At 64.9% G+C, this 15,475-nt stretch carries 17 protein-coding genes; 7 read left to right on the top strand and 10 right to left on the bottom strand.

The window, feature by feature from the left end:
• Positions 1–73 precede the first annotated feature (73 nt).
• Positions 74–286: a hypothetical protein gene (locus ACLBKS_RS05845; protein ID WP_131281081.1), complete on the top strand. Its 213-nt coding sequence runs from the start codon at positions 74–76 to the stop codon at positions 284–286.
• 112 nt (positions 287–398) lie between these two features.
• Here the strand turns inward: ACLBKS_RS05845 and ACLBKS_RS05840 are convergent, their stop codons facing one another.
• The 7 genes from ACLBKS_RS05840 to ACLBKS_RS05810 form a co-directional block, all read right to left on the bottom strand.
• The gene (locus ACLBKS_RS05840) at positions 399–1,172 is read right to left on the bottom strand and encodes a MipA/OmpV family protein (protein WP_410191843.1); all 774 of its coding nucleotides are present in this window, start codon (positions 1,170–1,172) and stop codon (positions 399–401) included.
• A 100-nt stretch (positions 1,173–1,272) separates the two neighbouring features.
• Positions 1,273–2,442: an outer membrane protein assembly factor BamC gene (bamC, locus tag ACLBKS_RS05835; protein ID WP_410191842.1), complete on the bottom strand. Its 1,170-nt coding sequence runs from the start codon at positions 2,440–2,442 to the stop codon at positions 1,273–1,275.
• A 70-nt stretch (positions 2,443–2,512) separates the two neighbouring features.
• Positions 2,513–3,412, bottom strand: a complete 900-nt coding sequence (gene dapA, locus ACLBKS_RS05830; RefSeq protein WP_410191841.1) for a 4-hydroxy-tetrahydrodipicolinate synthase — start codon at positions 3,410–3,412, stop codon at positions 2,513–2,515.
• Between the two features lie 102 nt (positions 3,413–3,514).
• Positions 3,515–4,102 (bottom strand): class I SAM-dependent methyltransferase, encoded by a 588-nt coding sequence (locus ACLBKS_RS05825; protein ID WP_410191840.1) that lies wholly within the window; start codon positions 4,100–4,102, stop codon positions 3,515–3,517.
• Between the two features lie 5 nt (positions 4,103–4,107).
• Positions 4,108–4,920: an SDR family oxidoreductase gene (locus ACLBKS_RS05820; RefSeq protein WP_410191839.1), complete on the bottom strand. Its 813-nt coding sequence runs from the start codon at positions 4,918–4,920 to the stop codon at positions 4,108–4,110.
• A 112-nt stretch (positions 4,921–5,032) separates the two neighbouring features.
• Positions 5,033–5,158, bottom strand: coding sequence for a hypothetical protein (locus ACLBKS_RS05815; RefSeq protein ID WP_410191838.1), 126 nt, complete (start codon positions 5,156–5,158; stop codon positions 5,033–5,035).
• 1 nt (position 5,159) lies between these two features.
• The gene (locus ACLBKS_RS05810; protein WP_410191837.1) at positions 5,160–6,395 is read right to left on the bottom strand and encodes an MFS transporter; all 1,236 of its coding nucleotides are present in this window, start codon (positions 6,393–6,395) and stop codon (positions 5,160–5,162) included.
• Positions 6,396–6,633: 238 nt separating this feature from the next.
• Between ACLBKS_RS05810 and ACLBKS_RS05805 the strand changes: the two genes are divergently transcribed.
• The 6 genes from ACLBKS_RS05805 (at position 6,634) to ACLBKS_RS05780 (ending at position 13,385) form a co-directional block, all read left to right on the top strand.
• Positions 6,634–8,616: a DNA topoisomerase IV subunit B gene (locus tag ACLBKS_RS05805; protein WP_410191836.1), complete on the top strand. Its 1,983-nt coding sequence runs from the start codon at positions 6,634–6,636 to the stop codon at positions 8,614–8,616.
• Positions 8,617–8,628: 12 nt separating this feature from the next.
• Entirely contained in the window at positions 8,629–8,943 is a 315-nt protein-coding gene (locus ACLBKS_RS05800; RefSeq protein ID WP_410191835.1) for a hypothetical protein, read from the top strand.
• Positions 8,944–9,106: 163 nt separating this feature from the next.
• Positions 9,107–9,397 carry a nucleotidyltransferase family protein gene (locus ACLBKS_RS05795; protein WP_410191834.1) on the top strand — a complete coding sequence of 97 codons (291 nt, stop codon included), beginning with the start codon at positions 9,107–9,109 and terminating at the stop codon, positions 9,395–9,397.
• Positions 9,390–9,764 (top strand): DUF86 domain-containing protein, encoded by a 375-nt coding sequence (locus ACLBKS_RS05790; RefSeq protein WP_410191833.1) that lies wholly within the window; start codon positions 9,390–9,392, stop codon positions 9,762–9,764. Before ACLBKS_RS05795 ends, ACLBKS_RS05790 begins: the two co-directional genes overlap by 8 nt.
• 3 nt (positions 9,765–9,767) lie before the next feature.
• A complete protein-coding gene (gene parC, locus ACLBKS_RS05785; protein ID WP_410191832.1) occupies positions 9,768–12,146 on the top strand; it encodes a DNA topoisomerase IV subunit A in 2,379 nt (792 codons plus the stop codon).
• A gap of 45 nt (positions 12,147–12,191) precedes the next feature.
• On the top strand, positions 12,192–13,385 hold the full coding sequence (locus ACLBKS_RS05780) for an FAD-dependent monooxygenase (RefSeq protein WP_410191831.1): 1,194 nt from the start codon (positions 12,192–12,194) through the stop codon (positions 13,383–13,385).
• Between the two features lie 21 nt (positions 13,386–13,406).
• Here ACLBKS_RS05780 and ACLBKS_RS05775 read toward each other — a convergent pair whose 3' ends face one another.
• The 3 genes from ACLBKS_RS05775 to ACLBKS_RS05765 are packed head-to-tail and all read right to left on the bottom strand — an operon-like array spanning position 13,407 to position 15,451.
• Entirely contained in the window at positions 13,407–13,817 is a 411-nt protein-coding gene (locus ACLBKS_RS05775; RefSeq protein ID WP_410191830.1) for an ExbD/TolR family protein, read from the bottom strand.
• A 38-nt stretch (positions 13,818–13,855) separates the two neighbouring features.
• Positions 13,856–14,584, bottom strand: a complete 729-nt coding sequence (locus ACLBKS_RS05770) for a MotA/TolQ/ExbB proton channel family protein (RefSeq protein ID WP_410191829.1) — start codon at positions 14,582–14,584, stop codon at positions 13,856–13,858.
• A gap of 39 nt (positions 14,585–14,623) precedes the next feature.
• On the bottom strand, positions 14,624–15,451 hold the full coding sequence (locus tag ACLBKS_RS05765) for an energy transducer TonB (RefSeq protein WP_410191828.1): 828 nt from the start codon (positions 15,449–15,451) through the stop codon (positions 14,624–14,626).
• Positions 15,452–15,475: the final 24 nt, after the last annotated feature.

Here is a 15,475-nt window from a genome sequence, read left to right as displayed (position 1 = left end):
ATTTCATGTGTGCCGCACCGGGTGAAAGTTTTTTTGTTGCCGCTCTTTTATTCACTTTCTTAATTCAACCATCATGAAAAAGTCTCTTGCTCTGATCGCCGTGATTTCCGCCGTTGCCCTGGCTGCTTGCGGCAAGAAAGAGGAAGCCGCTGCTCCCGCCGCCGCTCCGGCTGCTGCTGAAGCTCCCGCTGCTGCTCCGGCCGCCGCTCCCGCTGACGCTGCCGCCGCTCCGGCTGCTGCTGCTCCCGCTGCTGCCCCGGCTGCCGCTGAGCCCGCCAAGAAGTAATCTTCGGCTCCGAGTAGGCGCTTCTAGCGCCGAAAGTCAAAAAGCCACCGCATTGCTGCGGTGGCTTTTTATTTTTCCGGTGCCCCGTTGCGCGTGGGGAACAAAGTTCGCCCTAGAAGCGGTATGTGAGTGCTGCGATGGCCATGGTGTTGCTCGTGTCGCGAACCAGGGGGCTGTCCGCCGCCTCCCCCTGCCAATCGGTCTGGCCGACCATCAGCAAGCCGGTCACCGTGGGGGAAAACAACTGGATGAAGGTCAAGGACAGACGCACGTCGCGCAAGCCGCCATGCGTCTCATACGCGTCGTAGCCGCTGGTAGCGGACTGCGCCCGCGTGACACCGAAATAGGTTCGCATATAGGCCTGATTGGCCCAATTCGCCGCGAGGCCCAGGTTCATCAAGCTGCGCTGCCCAAGCCGCGTGCCCCAGCCCAAGCCCAGCTCAGCGTGCCCGCCTTGGCGATCCTCGCCCGAGCCGTAGCGCAAGTGGGAGCGCACGCTCAGGTTGCCGCCCAGCCAGATTCCCAGGCGCTGCTGAGCAAAAACCCCCAGCTCTGCTTCGCGGTTGACGTTGCCCATGCCGTCCAGTGCCGGATCATCGCTCTCCTCGCGATCGGGGGAGACGCCGACATGCGCCCCGAGACGCAGTCCGGGCGCGGGTGATCCGGCATAACCGATGCCGTTGAGGCCATCGATGAACCAACCGTTGGCCCAGCGGTAACTGAAATAGGGCAGGGCCCGCAAGCGGTTTTGATCCGCGCCCATGTAGCGCGGGGTGCTGAGCACTGCTGCGCCGATCTGGCCCACGTCCACCCCTGGTGGGCCGTCTCCACCCCCCTCGCCAAACTGTGCCCAGGCGGAGGGTATGGCGGTTACCAGAGCCAACACTGTGAGGCATTGGGCCATCAACCAGCACCGAACACCACACGCCAGAGATCTGGCCACGTTTGACCTGTTCGTCCGTTTCACGTTCAAGCTCATCCCCGGCTCAGCGCAGATCGTCCACGATCACCTGCAGGATGTTGCGCGCTTGCTCGGAGCTCTCGGGCGTACCTTCCGCATTGAGCACGGCCACCGTGCTCTGATTGCCCTCGGACCTCACCGTGATGCGGTAGCGGCGAGGCGTCTTGTCCAGGGGTTTCGCGCCGCCAAAGGTGCGGGCCCACCAGCCCGGTTCTTCCTCGCCAACTTTCGGCGGTTGCACATAACGCACGAAATAGATGCCTTGGCTGCGGTCGCGATCTTCCACGGTGAACCCGGTGCGGTCCAGCGTCAAGCCAACCCGTCGCCAGGCGCGATCGAACGGCTCGCGCACGGTGACCACGGGCTGGCCGTTGCGCTGCTCAAGCTGCGCGGTCTTCGGCGCGGCTTGGGCCGGGTCGGTCAATCCCGCGGTTTGCCGATCCGACTGCGCATCCGTCTGCTCAGTTGGGGCGCCCAGTTTGAGCATGAGGCGACGCAGCATCTCGATTTCCATCTCCGGATCGGAGGCGCGCGGTTGCCAGATGGTCTTGCGTGGTCCATCGGGGTTGTCGCGGTTGTTTTCGCGATACACCTCTTCCAGGCCACGATGGCTGATGTAGATCTCTGTGCTGGTGCCGCCATTGGGGCCCGCGACGCGTTCAACGCGCGTGCGGTACAGGTCCAAGGTGCTGGTAGACATCAAGGCGCCGAAGATTTTGCGCATGAAGTTCTGCGGCAGCTTGGCTCGGTTTTCGGCCCACTCGGTTTCCATCAGGCCCAGCTTGGGTTCATCCAGCGTCAGCTTCAGTCCGGTTTCTTCCCAGAAACTGCGCAACTTCGGCCAAACGTCTTCCGGGGTCATGCCCGTGACCACCAGCCAACGCATTCCGCCTTGGCCCTCCAGGCGCAGGCCCGGAACACTCGGCGTCACGGTTTGCGCACGAGGGGCCTGGGCCGAGTTGGCCATGCCGCCGCCATAGTTGCTGGCGCTGACCGTGCTGCCGGGCAAGGCGTAACGGGTGTCCTGGGGCAATTGCGTCAGATCTGGGGGCACCGCCAAAGGCGTGTTTTGCACGGCCGCGCCATAGTCCACCTTGTCGCCTTCGAGTGCGGAGCAGGCGCACAACAGCAGAGACGACAGCAGCAGGAGGCCCCGCTGCAGCGCGCGGGGACGGTAAGAAGCAACGGAATTCAAAGGATTTTCCTTCTTGGGGGCAGACCGGCGGAGCCGGGCCTGCGTCACGGGACTGTGGCGTCGGGCTCGGTCAGATCATGCCGGCGACGCGCAGGGCGCCTTCCACGGCGGTCTGGCCGCTCGCTGAAAGAGGCGTAAGAGGCAGGCGCAGGGCACCGCCACAGCGGTCCATGCGCGCCAAGGCCCACTTGACGGGAATGGGGTTGGGTTCGACGAAGAGCTGGCGGTGCAGGGGCATGAGGCGGAACTGAATTTCCATCGCGCGTTTCACGTCGCCAGCGATGGCCGCCACGCAGAGCTCATGCATCAGGCGCGGCGCGACGTTGGCCGTCACGCTCACATTGCCGTGGCCGCCGCAGAGCATGAGCGCCACGGCCGTGGGATCGTCGCCCGAGTAAATCGCAAAACTCTTGTTGACCTTGGGGACCTCGCGGATCAGCCACTGCGCACGCTCAATGTTGCCCGTGGCTTCCTTGATGCCGACGATGCCGGGCACTTCGGCCAAGCGCAGCACGGTGTCATGCGCCATGTCGGCCACGGTGCGGCCTGGCACGTTGTAGAGGATCACGGGCAGATCCACCGCCTCGGCGATCTTCTTGAAGTGCTGGTATTGGCCTTCCTGGGTCGGCTTGTTGTAGTAGGGCACGACCTGCAGTTGGCAGTCGGCGCCGACGTTCTTGGCGAACTTGGCCAACTCAACCGCTTCGGCCGTCGAGTTGGCGCCGCAGCCCGCCATGATGGGCACGTGCTTCGCATGCTTGCGCGCCTGTTCGACCGAGACCCGGATGATCTCGCAGTGTTCCTCCACGCTGACCGTGGGTGATTCACCCGTGGTGCCGACCACGCCAATGCAGTCCGTGCCTTCGGCGATGTGCCAGTCGATCAGGGAACGCAGCGTGGGGTAGTCGACGCTGCCGTCGTCGTGCATCGGGGTGACGAGGGCCACGATGCTGCCAGTGATGGGGGTCATGTCGGACTGGAATGAGAGGTTGGTCGTTCTGAGGTGCCAAGCTGGCGGCCTGCCCAGGTGCGGGCAAAGGTCTATTTTACGGTCCCCAGGCCAGGGGCCCAGCTATTCCCGCACGGCCGCGACTCGTTGCACGCAGCGCGGGGGACTGTCCAGGGTCACGTCTTCGTAGGCAATCACGCGCAGCGGCACCGGGCCGTTCGCGCAGGCGGCGAGCAATTCACCCGGACGCAGCAGGAAGTCCGGGTTGGAGGGGCGTCCATATTGCTCATTGCCCAGCGCGAAGGTTTCGTAGATCAGCACACCCCCTGGAGCCACGCTCTGGACGAGGGTAGCCAAAAGCGCGCGCCAGAGGTAATTCGTCACGATCACTCCGGCGAAAGTCTGGCCGGTGAGCGGCCAAGGCGCTTGTTCGATGTCCGCCTCAATCAGCGTGGCCTCGGGCAAGGCCACGCGCGCAGCGGCCAAGGCTGAGCGGTCACGATCCACGCCCATGACCGGGTGCCCGCGCTCGTGGAAAAAGCGCAAGTGCCGCCCCGAGCCGCAGGCCACGTCGAGCACCCTGCCGCCATGCCCGCCACCTTGAGCCTCGGTGCCTGCGTGAGGCACCCAGTGTGCCCAGCGCCGCACCCATTCAGAAGGTTCTTGGGAAGCGGTCGTGGCGCCCGCCGTGATCGATGTGTTGCAAGCCAAGCTTTTCAATGGGGTTTGACCTCGTCCTTGAGCGCGGCCAGCGCGATGTTTTCCACCAGGCCTGGCGCGAGCAACTTGAGCCAGCGCCCCAACTTGCCCTGGGTCGTCATCACCACTTCACGCTGGCGCCGAGTCATGCCGCGCAGAATGAGGCGGGCGCATTCCTCCACCGACATGGCTTTGTCTTCCCGCAGTCCGCTGCTGCCCGCAGCCTCACCCCGGGCGTTGTAACCCCGATGGCGGGTGCGCGTGGCCACCACGCCGGGGTAGGCGATGGTCACGCTCACGCCGGAGGGCTTGAGTTCGGCGCGCAAGGCTTCGCAAAAGCCGCTGAGCGCAAATTTGCTCGCGCTGTAAGCGTTGCGACCGGGCACGCCGACCAAGCCTGCCAGCGAGGACACGGCAACGATGCGGCCTCGCGAGGCCAACAGATGGGGCAGGGCCGCGTGCGTGCACCACACACCGCCCCAAAAGTTGATGCGCATCACGCGCTCGTACCACCCCAGGTCTTCGGCACGCACCTCGGCAAAGAGGGCCTGCGCCGAGACACCAGCGTTGTTGACCAGGGCGTCGATCCGGCCGGTCTGCCGCACGGCTTCGGCAATGAGCGCTCGGCACTGGGCTTCGTCCGACACGTCGGTGGGCACGACCAAGGCCTGGGCGCCGTGCTGACGGCATTGCGCGGCCACGGCTTCCAGCGCGTCACGTTGGCGGGCCGCCAGCACCAGGGTCGCGCCGGCGCCGTGCGCGGCTGCCAGTTGGCGTGACAGTTCGGCGCCAATGCCGTCCGAGGCGCCTGTGATCACAAAGGTCTGCATGGTGGAACGTCTCCGGATTTTTTCTATGCGTATGCGCTGACTGGGATTTTCTCCCGTAGCGCCGAGGCGGAACGATGGCCTGGGCGCGAATGTCAGGCTCGGTGAGAGGTGCTCAGAAACAGGCCCAGACCTGGTCGGCCAGCGTCACCATGAACTCCGGCCGAAGGTAGAGCGCGAACGCCGCTGCCACCGCCGCGAGCGCGGCGGTCCAGATCAGCAGGCGTTGCAGGCGCGTCATGTCAGGCGCCTTGAGCGGCCGGGGCGCGACGCTGGATAGCGGCTTCGCGTACCGGCAGGTTGATCAGCGCGGCGAACACACCCAGCGCGATGCTGATGTACCAGACCACGTCGTAGCTGCCGGTCTTGTCGTAGAGGTAACCGCCCAGCCAGACACCGAGGAAGCTGCCGATCTGGTGGCTGAAGAAAACAAAGCCGCTGAGCATGGACAGGTGAGCCACGCCAAAAATCTGCGCGATGGCGGCATTGGTGGGTGGCACGGTGGAGAGCCACAACACACCCATGACCGCCGCGAACAGGTAGACGCTGGTGGGCGTCAGCGGCGCCAGAAGGAAAGCGATGATGGCAATGGAACGGCCAAAGTAGATGAAGGCCAGGATGTTTTTCTTGGCCAGTTTTTGGCCGAGCTGACCGGCGGTGTAAGTGCCAAAGATGTTGAACAGGCCGACCAGGGCCAGCGCGTAGCTGGCGACCTGCGGTTGCAGGCCATGGTCCTTCAGATAGCTGGGCAGGTGCACGCCGATGAAGACCACCTGGAAGCCGCAGACGAAATACCCCGCCATCAGCATCACGAAGCTCGGGTAGCCAAAGGCTTCACGCAAGGCCTGCGCGATGGTTTGATCGCGCTTCGGGGGGGCGCCCTTGGCGAAACCTGGCTCGCGCAGCAGCAGGCCCAGTGGCACGATGAGCAGCGCCACCATGGCCAGCAGCACCAGCGCCTGCTGCCAGCCGAAGCTGGCGATGAAGATGCCTTCGACCGGCACCATGAAGAACTGCCCGAAGGAGCCCGCCGCCGCGGTGATGCCCATGGCCCAGGAGCGCTTCTCTGCGGGGATGTTGCGACCAATCACACCGTAGATCACGGCGTAGGTGGTGCCGGCCTGGGCCATGCCGATGAGAATGCCAGACGACAGCGCAAACAACAGCGGCGTGCTGGCGTAAGCCATGCCCGCCAGGCCCAGTGCGTAGAGCAAGCCGCCGACGAGGATGACCTTGAGCGCGCCGAAGCGGTCGGCCAGCATGCCCGAGAAGATGCCCGCTACACCCCATGCCAGGTTCTGGATGGCGATGGCGAAGGCAAAAGTTTCACGCGTCCAGCCCTGGGCCTGCGTGACGGGCTGCAGCCAAAGCCCGAAGCCATGTCGGATGCCCATGGACAGGGTGACGATGGCGCCGCCGCAGATCAGGACCTGGGCGAGGGTAAGGGGTTTGGGAGGGGTGCTTGAGGCGGAGTTCATGGCGATGATCTGATCTGTTGTGTGCTTGATGTGCCCGATGCGCTTGTGCCGGGATCGCTGTCTCGCCTGGCACTGTAGCGTTTTTGCCGCCAGTGCGTCGCCACGCAGGCGACCTTGCGCTCGCGGGCCTGAACCCAGAAAGCGCAACGGCGTGGCATACGCCCGAGTTACGGCTGGATACGCATCCAGTTGGCACGCATCCTGCCACTACAATCGCGCGCAAAAAGCGAGCAAGCCCATGGCGACCAAACCTACCCCTGAATATTCCGAAGGTTCCATCCGCGTCCTCAAAGGGCTGGAGCCGGTGCAGCAGCGGCCGGGCATGTACACCCGCACCGACAACCCGCTGCACATCATCCAGGAAGTGCTGGACAACGCGGCCGACGAGGCCCTCGCCGGGCACGGCAAGCGCATCGCCGTCATCCTGCACGCGGACGGCTCGGTCAGCGTGGAGGACGATGGCCGTGGCATCCCGCACGGCCTGCACCCGGAAGAGAAGGTGCCCGTCATCGAGATCGTCTACACCCGCCTGCACGCGGGCGGCAAGTTCGACAAGGGCTCGGGCGGGGCCTACAGCTTCTCGGGCGGCCTGCACGGCGTGGGGGTGTCCGTGACCAATGCCCTGGCGAAGAAACTCGTCGTCACCAGCTTCCGCGAGGGCAAGGCCGCGAGCATCGGTTTCGCGGGCGGCGACGTGGTGGAAAAACTGTCGACGCGCGCGCTGCAGGCTGGCGAGCGCAAACAGGGTACGACGGTGCGCGTCTGGCCCGACGCCAAGTACTTTGAGTCCGCCGCCTTGCCCCTGGGCGAACTCACTCATTTGCTGCGCAGCAAGGCCGTGCTGATGCCGGGTGTCACCGTCACCTTGACCACCGAAAAAGGCAAGGACGGCAAGGGCACCGACACCCAGACCTGGCTCTACAAGGGCGGCCTGCGCGACTACCTGATGCAGACGCTGACGGCCGACCCGGTGATCCCGCTCTTCGAGGGCGAGGGTTACGCCGAGGACAACGACAGCTTCGCCGAGGGCGAGGGCGCGGCCTGGGCCGTGGCCTTCACCGAGGACGGCGCGCCGGTGCGCGAGAGCTACGTCAACCTGATCCCGACCAGCGCGGGCGGCACGCACGACAGCGGTCTGCGCGACGGCCTGTTCAACGCGGTCAAAAGCTTCATCGACCTGCATTCCCTGCTGCCCAAGGGCGTGAAACTGTTGCCCGAGGATGTCTTCGCACGCGCCAGTTATGTGCTGTCCGCCAAGGTGCTGGACCCGCAGTTCCAGGGCCAGATCAAGGAACGCCTGAATTCACGCGATGCCGTGCGGCTGGTCAGTAGCTTCGTGCGCCCCGCACTTGAACTGTGGCTCAACCAGCACGTCGAGTACGGCAAGAAATTGGCCGAACTGGCCATCCGCGCCGCGCAGACGCGCCAGCGCGCGGGCCAGAAGGTCGAGAAGAAAAAAGGCAGCGGCGTGGCCGTGCTGCCAGGCAAGCTGACCGACTGTGAAAGCAAGGACATCGCGCACAACGAGCTGTTCCTGGTCGAGGGCGACAGCGCGGGCGGCAGCGCCAAGATGGGCCGCGACAAGGAAAGCCAGGCCATCCTGCCCCTGCGTGGCAAGGTGCTCAACACCTGGGAAGTCGAGCGCGATCGCCTGTTCGCCAACACCGAAATCCACGACATCTCGGTCGCCATCGGCGTGGACCCGCATGGCCCGAACGACGAGCCCGACCTGAGCGGCCTGCGCTACGGCAAGATTTGCATCCTCTCCGACGCCGACGTGGACGGCTCGCACATCCAGGTGCTGCTGCTCACGCTCTTCTTCCGCCACTTCCCCAAGCTGATCGAGACCGGCCATGTCTACGTGGCGCGCCCGCCGCTGTTCCGTGTGGACATGCCCGCGCGCGGCAAGAAGCCCGCCGCCAAGGCCTACGCGCTGGACGAAGGCGAGCTGACCGCCATCCTGGACAAGGCCGCCAAGGAAGGCGTGGCCAAGGAGCGTTGCCAAATCAGCCGCTTCAAGGGCTTGGGTGAAATGAACGCCGAGCAGCTCTGGGAAACCACGCTCAATCCCGACACCCGCCGTCTGCTGCAGGTGCAGCTCGGTGGCTACGACACGCGCCAGACCGAAGGCGAGATCACCAAGCTCATGGGCAAGGGCGAGGCCGCTGCGCGCCGTGAGTTGATGGAATTGCACGGGGATGCGGTGGAGATTGATGTGTGAGATGAGCGCTTCATGGCGAACAACTGGAATATTCCAGATTGGCTGGAAAAGGAAGTAAGAGACAGAGACAAAGCATGTGTGTATTGCGGTGTCGAATTCACGCTTGCTCATCAGTCTAAAAAATCTGCGGCCAGTTGGGAGCACATCATCAATGATGAAAAAATTATCACCAGAGACAACATTGCGCTTTGTTGCGGTGGGTGCAATGCAAGCAAAGGTCAAAAGCGACTTTCTGAGTGGCTGAAATCCAAATACTGCATAGAACGTGGCATCACTACAAGTTCGGTTGCTCCAGTCATCAAGCAGGCTATTGAAAAAGGGCAGTAAGAGGAAGCATGAGCACTGAAACCATCGATCTGAACCCGGGCGAAACCGGCGACAGCATTTGGTTCGATAGCTGCGTCCAGTGCCCCCACCTCTAGCAGACCTGTCCGCCGTCAAGGGCACTGAGGGAATTCATCAAAACCGCAAAGATAAAATCAAGCGCACCATGGACAAGCAACACGTCTTGGCTCTTCTCACCGGCAGCAAGCCGCAACTGCAACAGCAGTTCGGCGTGAACCGCCTCGCCCTGTTCGGTTCCACGGCCCGGGGCACGGCGCGTGCGGACAGCGATGTGGATGTGCTGGTGGCTTTCGATGGCCCCGCCACGGCCAAACATTACTTCGGTGTGCAGTTCTATCTGGAAGATCTATTGGGTCGACCGGTCGACCTGGTGACGGACAAAGCGCTGCGACCGGAACTACGCCCACATATTGAACGGGACATGATTCATGTCTGAAGCCGCCGGCCTGGGTGCTGGCGCTCCGAGGGAATGGCGCTTTTACATCGGGGACATGATCTCCTTCGCCGAGCGGGTGCTGGCCTACACGGACGGGCTGGATCAGGAAGGTTTTGTTTCCAGCGGGCTCAACTACGACGCCACCTTGCGCAATCTGGAATTGATCGGCGAGGCCGCCACGCACATTCCAGAAGAAGTGCGCTCCGCTCACGGTGAAATCCCCTGGCGCATGATCGTCGCCACCCGCAACCGACTGATCCACGGTTATCTGGGCATAGATAACGACACGCTGTGGAGCATCATCCAAGATGAAGTTCCGGAACTGCTGTCTCTGCTGATTGCAATGAACGCCAAGCTTCGCATCTGAACCATGAGCACTGAAACCATCGATCTGAATCAAGGCGAAACCGGCGACAGCCTCTGGCTCGCCAACTACGCCCAGCGGGCCTACCTGGAATACGCGCTGTCCGTCGTCAAGGGCCGGGCCCTGCCCGACGTGAGCGACGGACAGAAGCCCGTGCAGCGCCGCATCCTCTACGCCATGGAGCGCATGGGCCTGGGCTACAGCGGCAACACGGCCGCGAAGCCCGTCAAGAGCGCGCGCGTGGTGGGCGATGTGCTGGGCCGTTTCCACCCGCACGGCGACCAGGCCGCCTACGACGCACTGGTGCGCATGGCGCAGGACTTCGCGCAGCGCTATCCGCTGATCGACGGCCAGGGCAACTTCGGCAGCCGCGACGGCGACGGCGCGGCGGCCATGCGCTACACCGAGGCGCGCCTGGCCAAGATTTCCTCCCTGCTGCTCGATGAGATCGACGAGGGCACGGTGGACTTCATGCCCAACTACGACGGTTCCACCGAGGAGCCCAAGCAGTTGCCCGCGCGCCTGCCTTTCACGCTGCTCAATGGCGCCAGCGGCATCGCCGTGGGCCTGGCGACCGAAATTCCCAGCCACAACCTGGGCGAGGTGGCCGCCGCCTGCGTGGCCCTGATCAAGACGCCTAAACTCAAGGACGAGGAACTCTTCGAACTACTGCCGGGGCCAGACTATCCGGGCGGCGGGCAGATCATCAGCGCCGAGGCCGACATCGCCGAGGCCTACCGCACCGGGCGCGGTTCGCTCAAGGTGCGCGCACGCTGGAAGATCGAGGAACTCGCGCGCGGCCAGTGGCAACTGGTTGTGACCGAGCTGCCGCCGGGCGTGAGCACGCAGAAGGTGTTGGAGGAAATCGAGGAACTGTCCAACCCCAAGGTCAAGGCCGGCAAGAAAACTGTCACGCAGGAGCAGACGCAACTGAAGGCCACGCTGCTGTCCGTGCTGGACGGTGTGCGCGACGAATCGAGCAAGGACGCGCCCGTGCGTCTGGTCTGCGAGCCCAAGACCAGCAAGATCGACCAGCAGGAACTCATCACCACGCTGTTGGCGCACACCAGCCTGGAAACCTCCGCGCCCATCAACCTGACCATGGTGGGCCTGGACGGCAAGCCGGTGCAGAAGTCCATGCGCCAAATGCTGGAGGAGTGGATCACCTTCCGCCAGCAGACCATCGCGCGGCGTTCGCAGCACCGCCTGGGCAAGGTGCAGGACCGCATCCATATCCTCGAAGGGCGGCAGACCGTGCTGCTCAACGTGGACGAGGTCATCAAGATCATCCGCAACTCGGACGAGCCCAAGCCCGCGCTGATCAAGCGCTTCCGCCTGAGCGACCGGCAGGCCGAGGACATCCTCGAAATCCGCCTGCGCCAATTGGCCAGGCTGGAAGCCATCAAGATCGAGCAGGAACTGGCGGAGCTGCGCGGCAAGGAAAAGGAACTCCAGGACATCCTGGGCAGCCCGGCCGCGCTGCGCAAGCTGATGGTCAAGGAGATCGAGGCCGATGCCAAGGCCTTCGGCGACGCGCGCCGCACCCTGATCCAAGCTGAGAAGAAGGCCGTGGCGGAGGTGAAGGTCCTCGACGAACCGGTCACCGTGGTGGTGTCGCAGAAGGGCTGGGTGCGCGCCCGCCAGGGCCATGGGCATGATCCAGCCAGCTTCGCCTTCAAGGCGGGGGACGGCCTCTATGGCACCTTCGAATGCCGCACGGTGGACATGATGCTGGCCTTCGGCAGCAACGGCCGCGTGTATTCCGTGCCGGTCTCCGCCCTGCCGGGTGCGCGTGGCGATGGCCAGCCGCTGACGACCATGGTTGAAATGGAAGCGGGCACGCAATTGGTTCACTACTACGCCGGCCCGGCCTCGGCTTGGCTGCTGCTCTCCACCTCGGGAGGGTATGGTTTCCTGGCCCAGGTGGAGCACATGGTGTCGCGTCAGAAGGGCGGCAAGGCCTTCATCAACTGCGGCAGCGACGGCACGCCCGATACCGTTTGCCGTCCCTCGATGGCGCATGCGCCCAACCCCGCCACGGGCATGGTCGCCAGCGCGACCGAGGGGGGGCTGTACAGCCCGGCGAGCCATGTGGTCTGCGTGTCCACCGGTGGACGCATCTTGAGCTTCCAAATTGGTGAACTCAAGCCGATGCCCAGTGGCGGGCGTGGACTGATGCTGATCGACCTGGACCCCAAAGACCAGTTGGCGGGCGCGGCGGCCTACACCCGAAGCGTGCGCATCGAGGGACTGGGACGTGGCGGCAAGGAGCGCGAAGAGACGCTGGAGATTCGCAGCCTCAACAACACCAAGGCGGCTCGCGGCCGCAAGGGCAAAGAGGCCGACCTGGGCTTCAAGCCCACGGCCGTCACGCGGATTGAATGAGGCGCCGCAACGGCGTTTCCAGCTGCACAGGATGGGGGATGGCCCGTGCTGCCTGAAGTTCTGATTGCGGGCGGTGGCATTGGCGGACTCGCCGCCGCGCTGGCCTGCCATCGGGCCGGCTGCGTTGTGCGTCTTTACGAGCGCACGCCAGTGTTCAGCGAAGTCGGCGCCGGTATCCAACTTGGCCCGAACGTGGTGCGCGTGCTGCATGCATGGGGTCTGCAAGCAGACTTGGCCGCGGTGGTGGCGCAGCCGGACCGCGTGGTGGCGCGACGTGCGGCGGACGGCGCCGTGTTGGCCAGCCTGCCGCTGGCTGACTTCCCGCAGCGGTATGGCGCGCCGTACTTCACCATCCATCGCGCCGATCTTCACGAACTCTTGCTCGATGTCCTGCGGCGCGAACAGGTGGACGGCCTCTGGTTGCACACCGGCCGCGCGCTGGACGCTTATGAGGCCTCGGTAGAGGCCGTGCGTGTGCGCTTCGAGGACGGGTTGGAGGTGGAGGGCGATCTGCTCATCGGTGCCGACGGCCTCTGGAGCCGCGTGCGTGCTCAGCTTTTGGGCGATGGCGCGCCGCGCGTCACCGGCCACCTGGCCTACCGGGCCCTGGTCCGGCAGTCCGATTTGCCCGCCGCCCTGCGCAGCGCCTGCGTCACGGTGTGGCTGGGGCCAGGCCTGCATGTGGTCCAGTACCCCGTGCGCGGCGGCGATGATCTCAATGTCGTCGCCATCGTCGAGGGCCCCGCGCCAGCAAACCCCGCGCAGTGGGACCATGCGGCGAACGCCGCGGACCTCCAAGCGTCTATGGCCGGGGCATGCGCGCCCTTGCGCGAGCTGGTGGCGGCGGTGCCGTCTTGGCGCTTGTGGGCCTTGAACGACCGCCCACCCGTGCAGGCGGCGGCGCAGATGGCGCAAGGCCGTGTCGCCCTGCTGGGGGATGCGGCCCACCCCATGCGCCCTTATCTGGCGCAGGGCGCGGGCATGGCCATTGAAGACGCCGACGAGCTGGGGCGCCTACTGGGTCAAGCGGGCGAACTCGGGACCCTGGTTGACATCCCTGTGCTGTTGCAGCGCTACGCGCTCAACCGCTGGCAACGCAACGCCCGCGTGCAGGCCGGTGCTGCGCGCAATGGTCGCATCTACCACCTCAGTGGCCCCGCAGCCTGGGCGCGTGATGCGGGTCTGCGATTGCTGGGCGCTCGGCTGATGGATCAGGCCTGGCTGTATGGCCGGGCCTGAGTGGCGCTGGCGGCAACTCGCTTACTTGACCGGTTCCGTCACGAAGCCGATTTTCTTCAGCCCCGCTTGCTGAGCGATGGCCATGGCCTTGGCCACGTGCTCGTAGCGCACCGCCTTGTCGCCGCTGATGTGCAGCTCGGGCACGGGGTCGCGCTGGGCCTCGGCCTGCAGCACGCCCGGCAGTTCAGCCGCCGTGATGGGGCTGCCATTCAGGTTGTATTCACCGGCCGCATCCACGGCCAGGCGCAGGGTCTCGGGCTTGATCTCCTCGCGCTGGCTGCTGGCCTGGGGCAGGCTGACCTGGATGGAATGGTTCATCACCGGCACGGTGATGATGAAGACGATGAGCAGCACCAACATGACGTCCACCAGGGGCGTCATGTTGATCTCGCCCATCACCTCGTCGCTGTCGTTGGAGCTGGAAAGGGACATGGTGGAGACGGTTCAGATGCGGGGTGCAGCGGCCAAGGTCAGGCCTTCTTCATGGAAACGACTTTTTGCTTGGCGTGGCTGTGCACGCGCGCGCCGGTCACGAAGTAGGCATGCAAGTCATGCGCGAAGCTGTTGAGCTGACCCAGCACGGCCTTGTTGCCGCGCACCAGGGCGTTGTTGCCCAGCACGGCCGGGATGGCCACGGCCAGACCAAAGGCCGTCATGATGAGGGCTTCGCCGATGGGGCCAGCCACCTGGTCGATGCTGGCCTGGCCCGAGGCGCCGATGGACAACAGCGCGTGGTAGATGCCCCAGACCGTGCCGAACAGGCCAATGAAGGGCGAGGTGGAGCCCACGGTGGCCAGCACGGCCAGGCCGCCCTGCAGCTTGGCTGTCGCATGGTCGATGCTGTTGCGCAGGCTGCGCGTGACCCAGTCGCTCACGTCCAGGCTGTCGTGCAAGGTCGCTTTGGCGTTGCGATGGTGCAGCGCGGCCTCGCGGCCCTCCTCGGCGAGGGCGCGGAAGAAGTTGTCCTGCGGCCGCTTGTCCTTGGGCAGGTTCAGGCGGTTCAGGCCCTCGGCCAGATCGGCGCTGCGCCAAAAGTCTTCGGTCAACGCAGCTTGCTTGCGGCAGCGCATCAGGTCCATGGCCTTGAGCACGATCACCACCCACGATGCGATGGACATGCCCAGCAGCAACAAGGCAACGCTGCGGGTGATCCAGTCGCCCTGGGACCAGACGTGTGACAGGCCGAATTGCGAATCCATAGACGAAAACTCCAGATGAAATGGGGAACGGGTCGAGCTTTATTGCTCGAGCACAAAATTGATGGGCACGTTGAACCACATGGCTTCCGCTTGACCGTCACGCTGACCCGGCAAGAAGCGCCAGCCACGCACGGCCGCCACGGCGGTGCGGTCCAGCCGGGGGTAACCACTGGACTTGCCGAGTTCCGCCCGCAGCACTTCCCCCTTGGTGCCGACCAGCACGCGCACCAGGACCTGGCCTTGCTCGTTCATGCGCCGGCTGATGTCAGGGTAGGCGGGGTGCTTGTTGTACAGATAGCTCGCGTCCACTGAGGGTTGTTGCGTGCGCTGGGGGGGAGGCGGAGCAGCCGACTGCTGCGCGACCACGGGGGTCTCGATGGGCGTCGCGTCGGTTTGCGGGGTGGTGGGTTGGGGTGTTTCTTGTACCAACTGGGACGGTGTGTCCTGCTGCAAGGGCGTGGGCTGCACCTGCTGGGGCGGCGGGGTGTTGGGACGGGGTTGCGGCTTGGGCGCAGATTGCGGCTGTGCTGCCACCGTGGGGGCGGGGGGCGCGACGATCTCGCTGATCAATTCGCCGTTCACCACGGTTTCGGTTGAGCCCGGCTTGGAGCCGCCTTGATGCACCAGCCAGATCGCACCTGCGTGCGCCAGCGCGACGGCCACGCCCACATGGAATCGACGATCCCTGAGGGTTTGCAGCAGTGTGTAGCGCATCGCGGGCCAACGCCCTATCCAGCGTGCGGTCAGACCCCGGACCCAGTTCATGGCCCGACCCGGCGCGCGTAGGGTCGCGCGGCCGGGATCTCGCTCACGCTCACGCGCGCCAACGCGCACGGCGCGTTGCACGGAAGCACCATCAGCGGGCATGGGAGGAACTCGAAGACCAGGGTT

This window comes from Hylemonella sp. W303a, from assembly GCF_046452315.1.
Lineage (GTDB): Bacteria > Pseudomonadota > Gammaproteobacteria > Burkholderiales > Burkholderiaceae_C > Hylemonella.
Note: the sequence above shows the minus strand (reverse complement) of the source record. Positions and strands in the feature narration are given on the sequence as shown.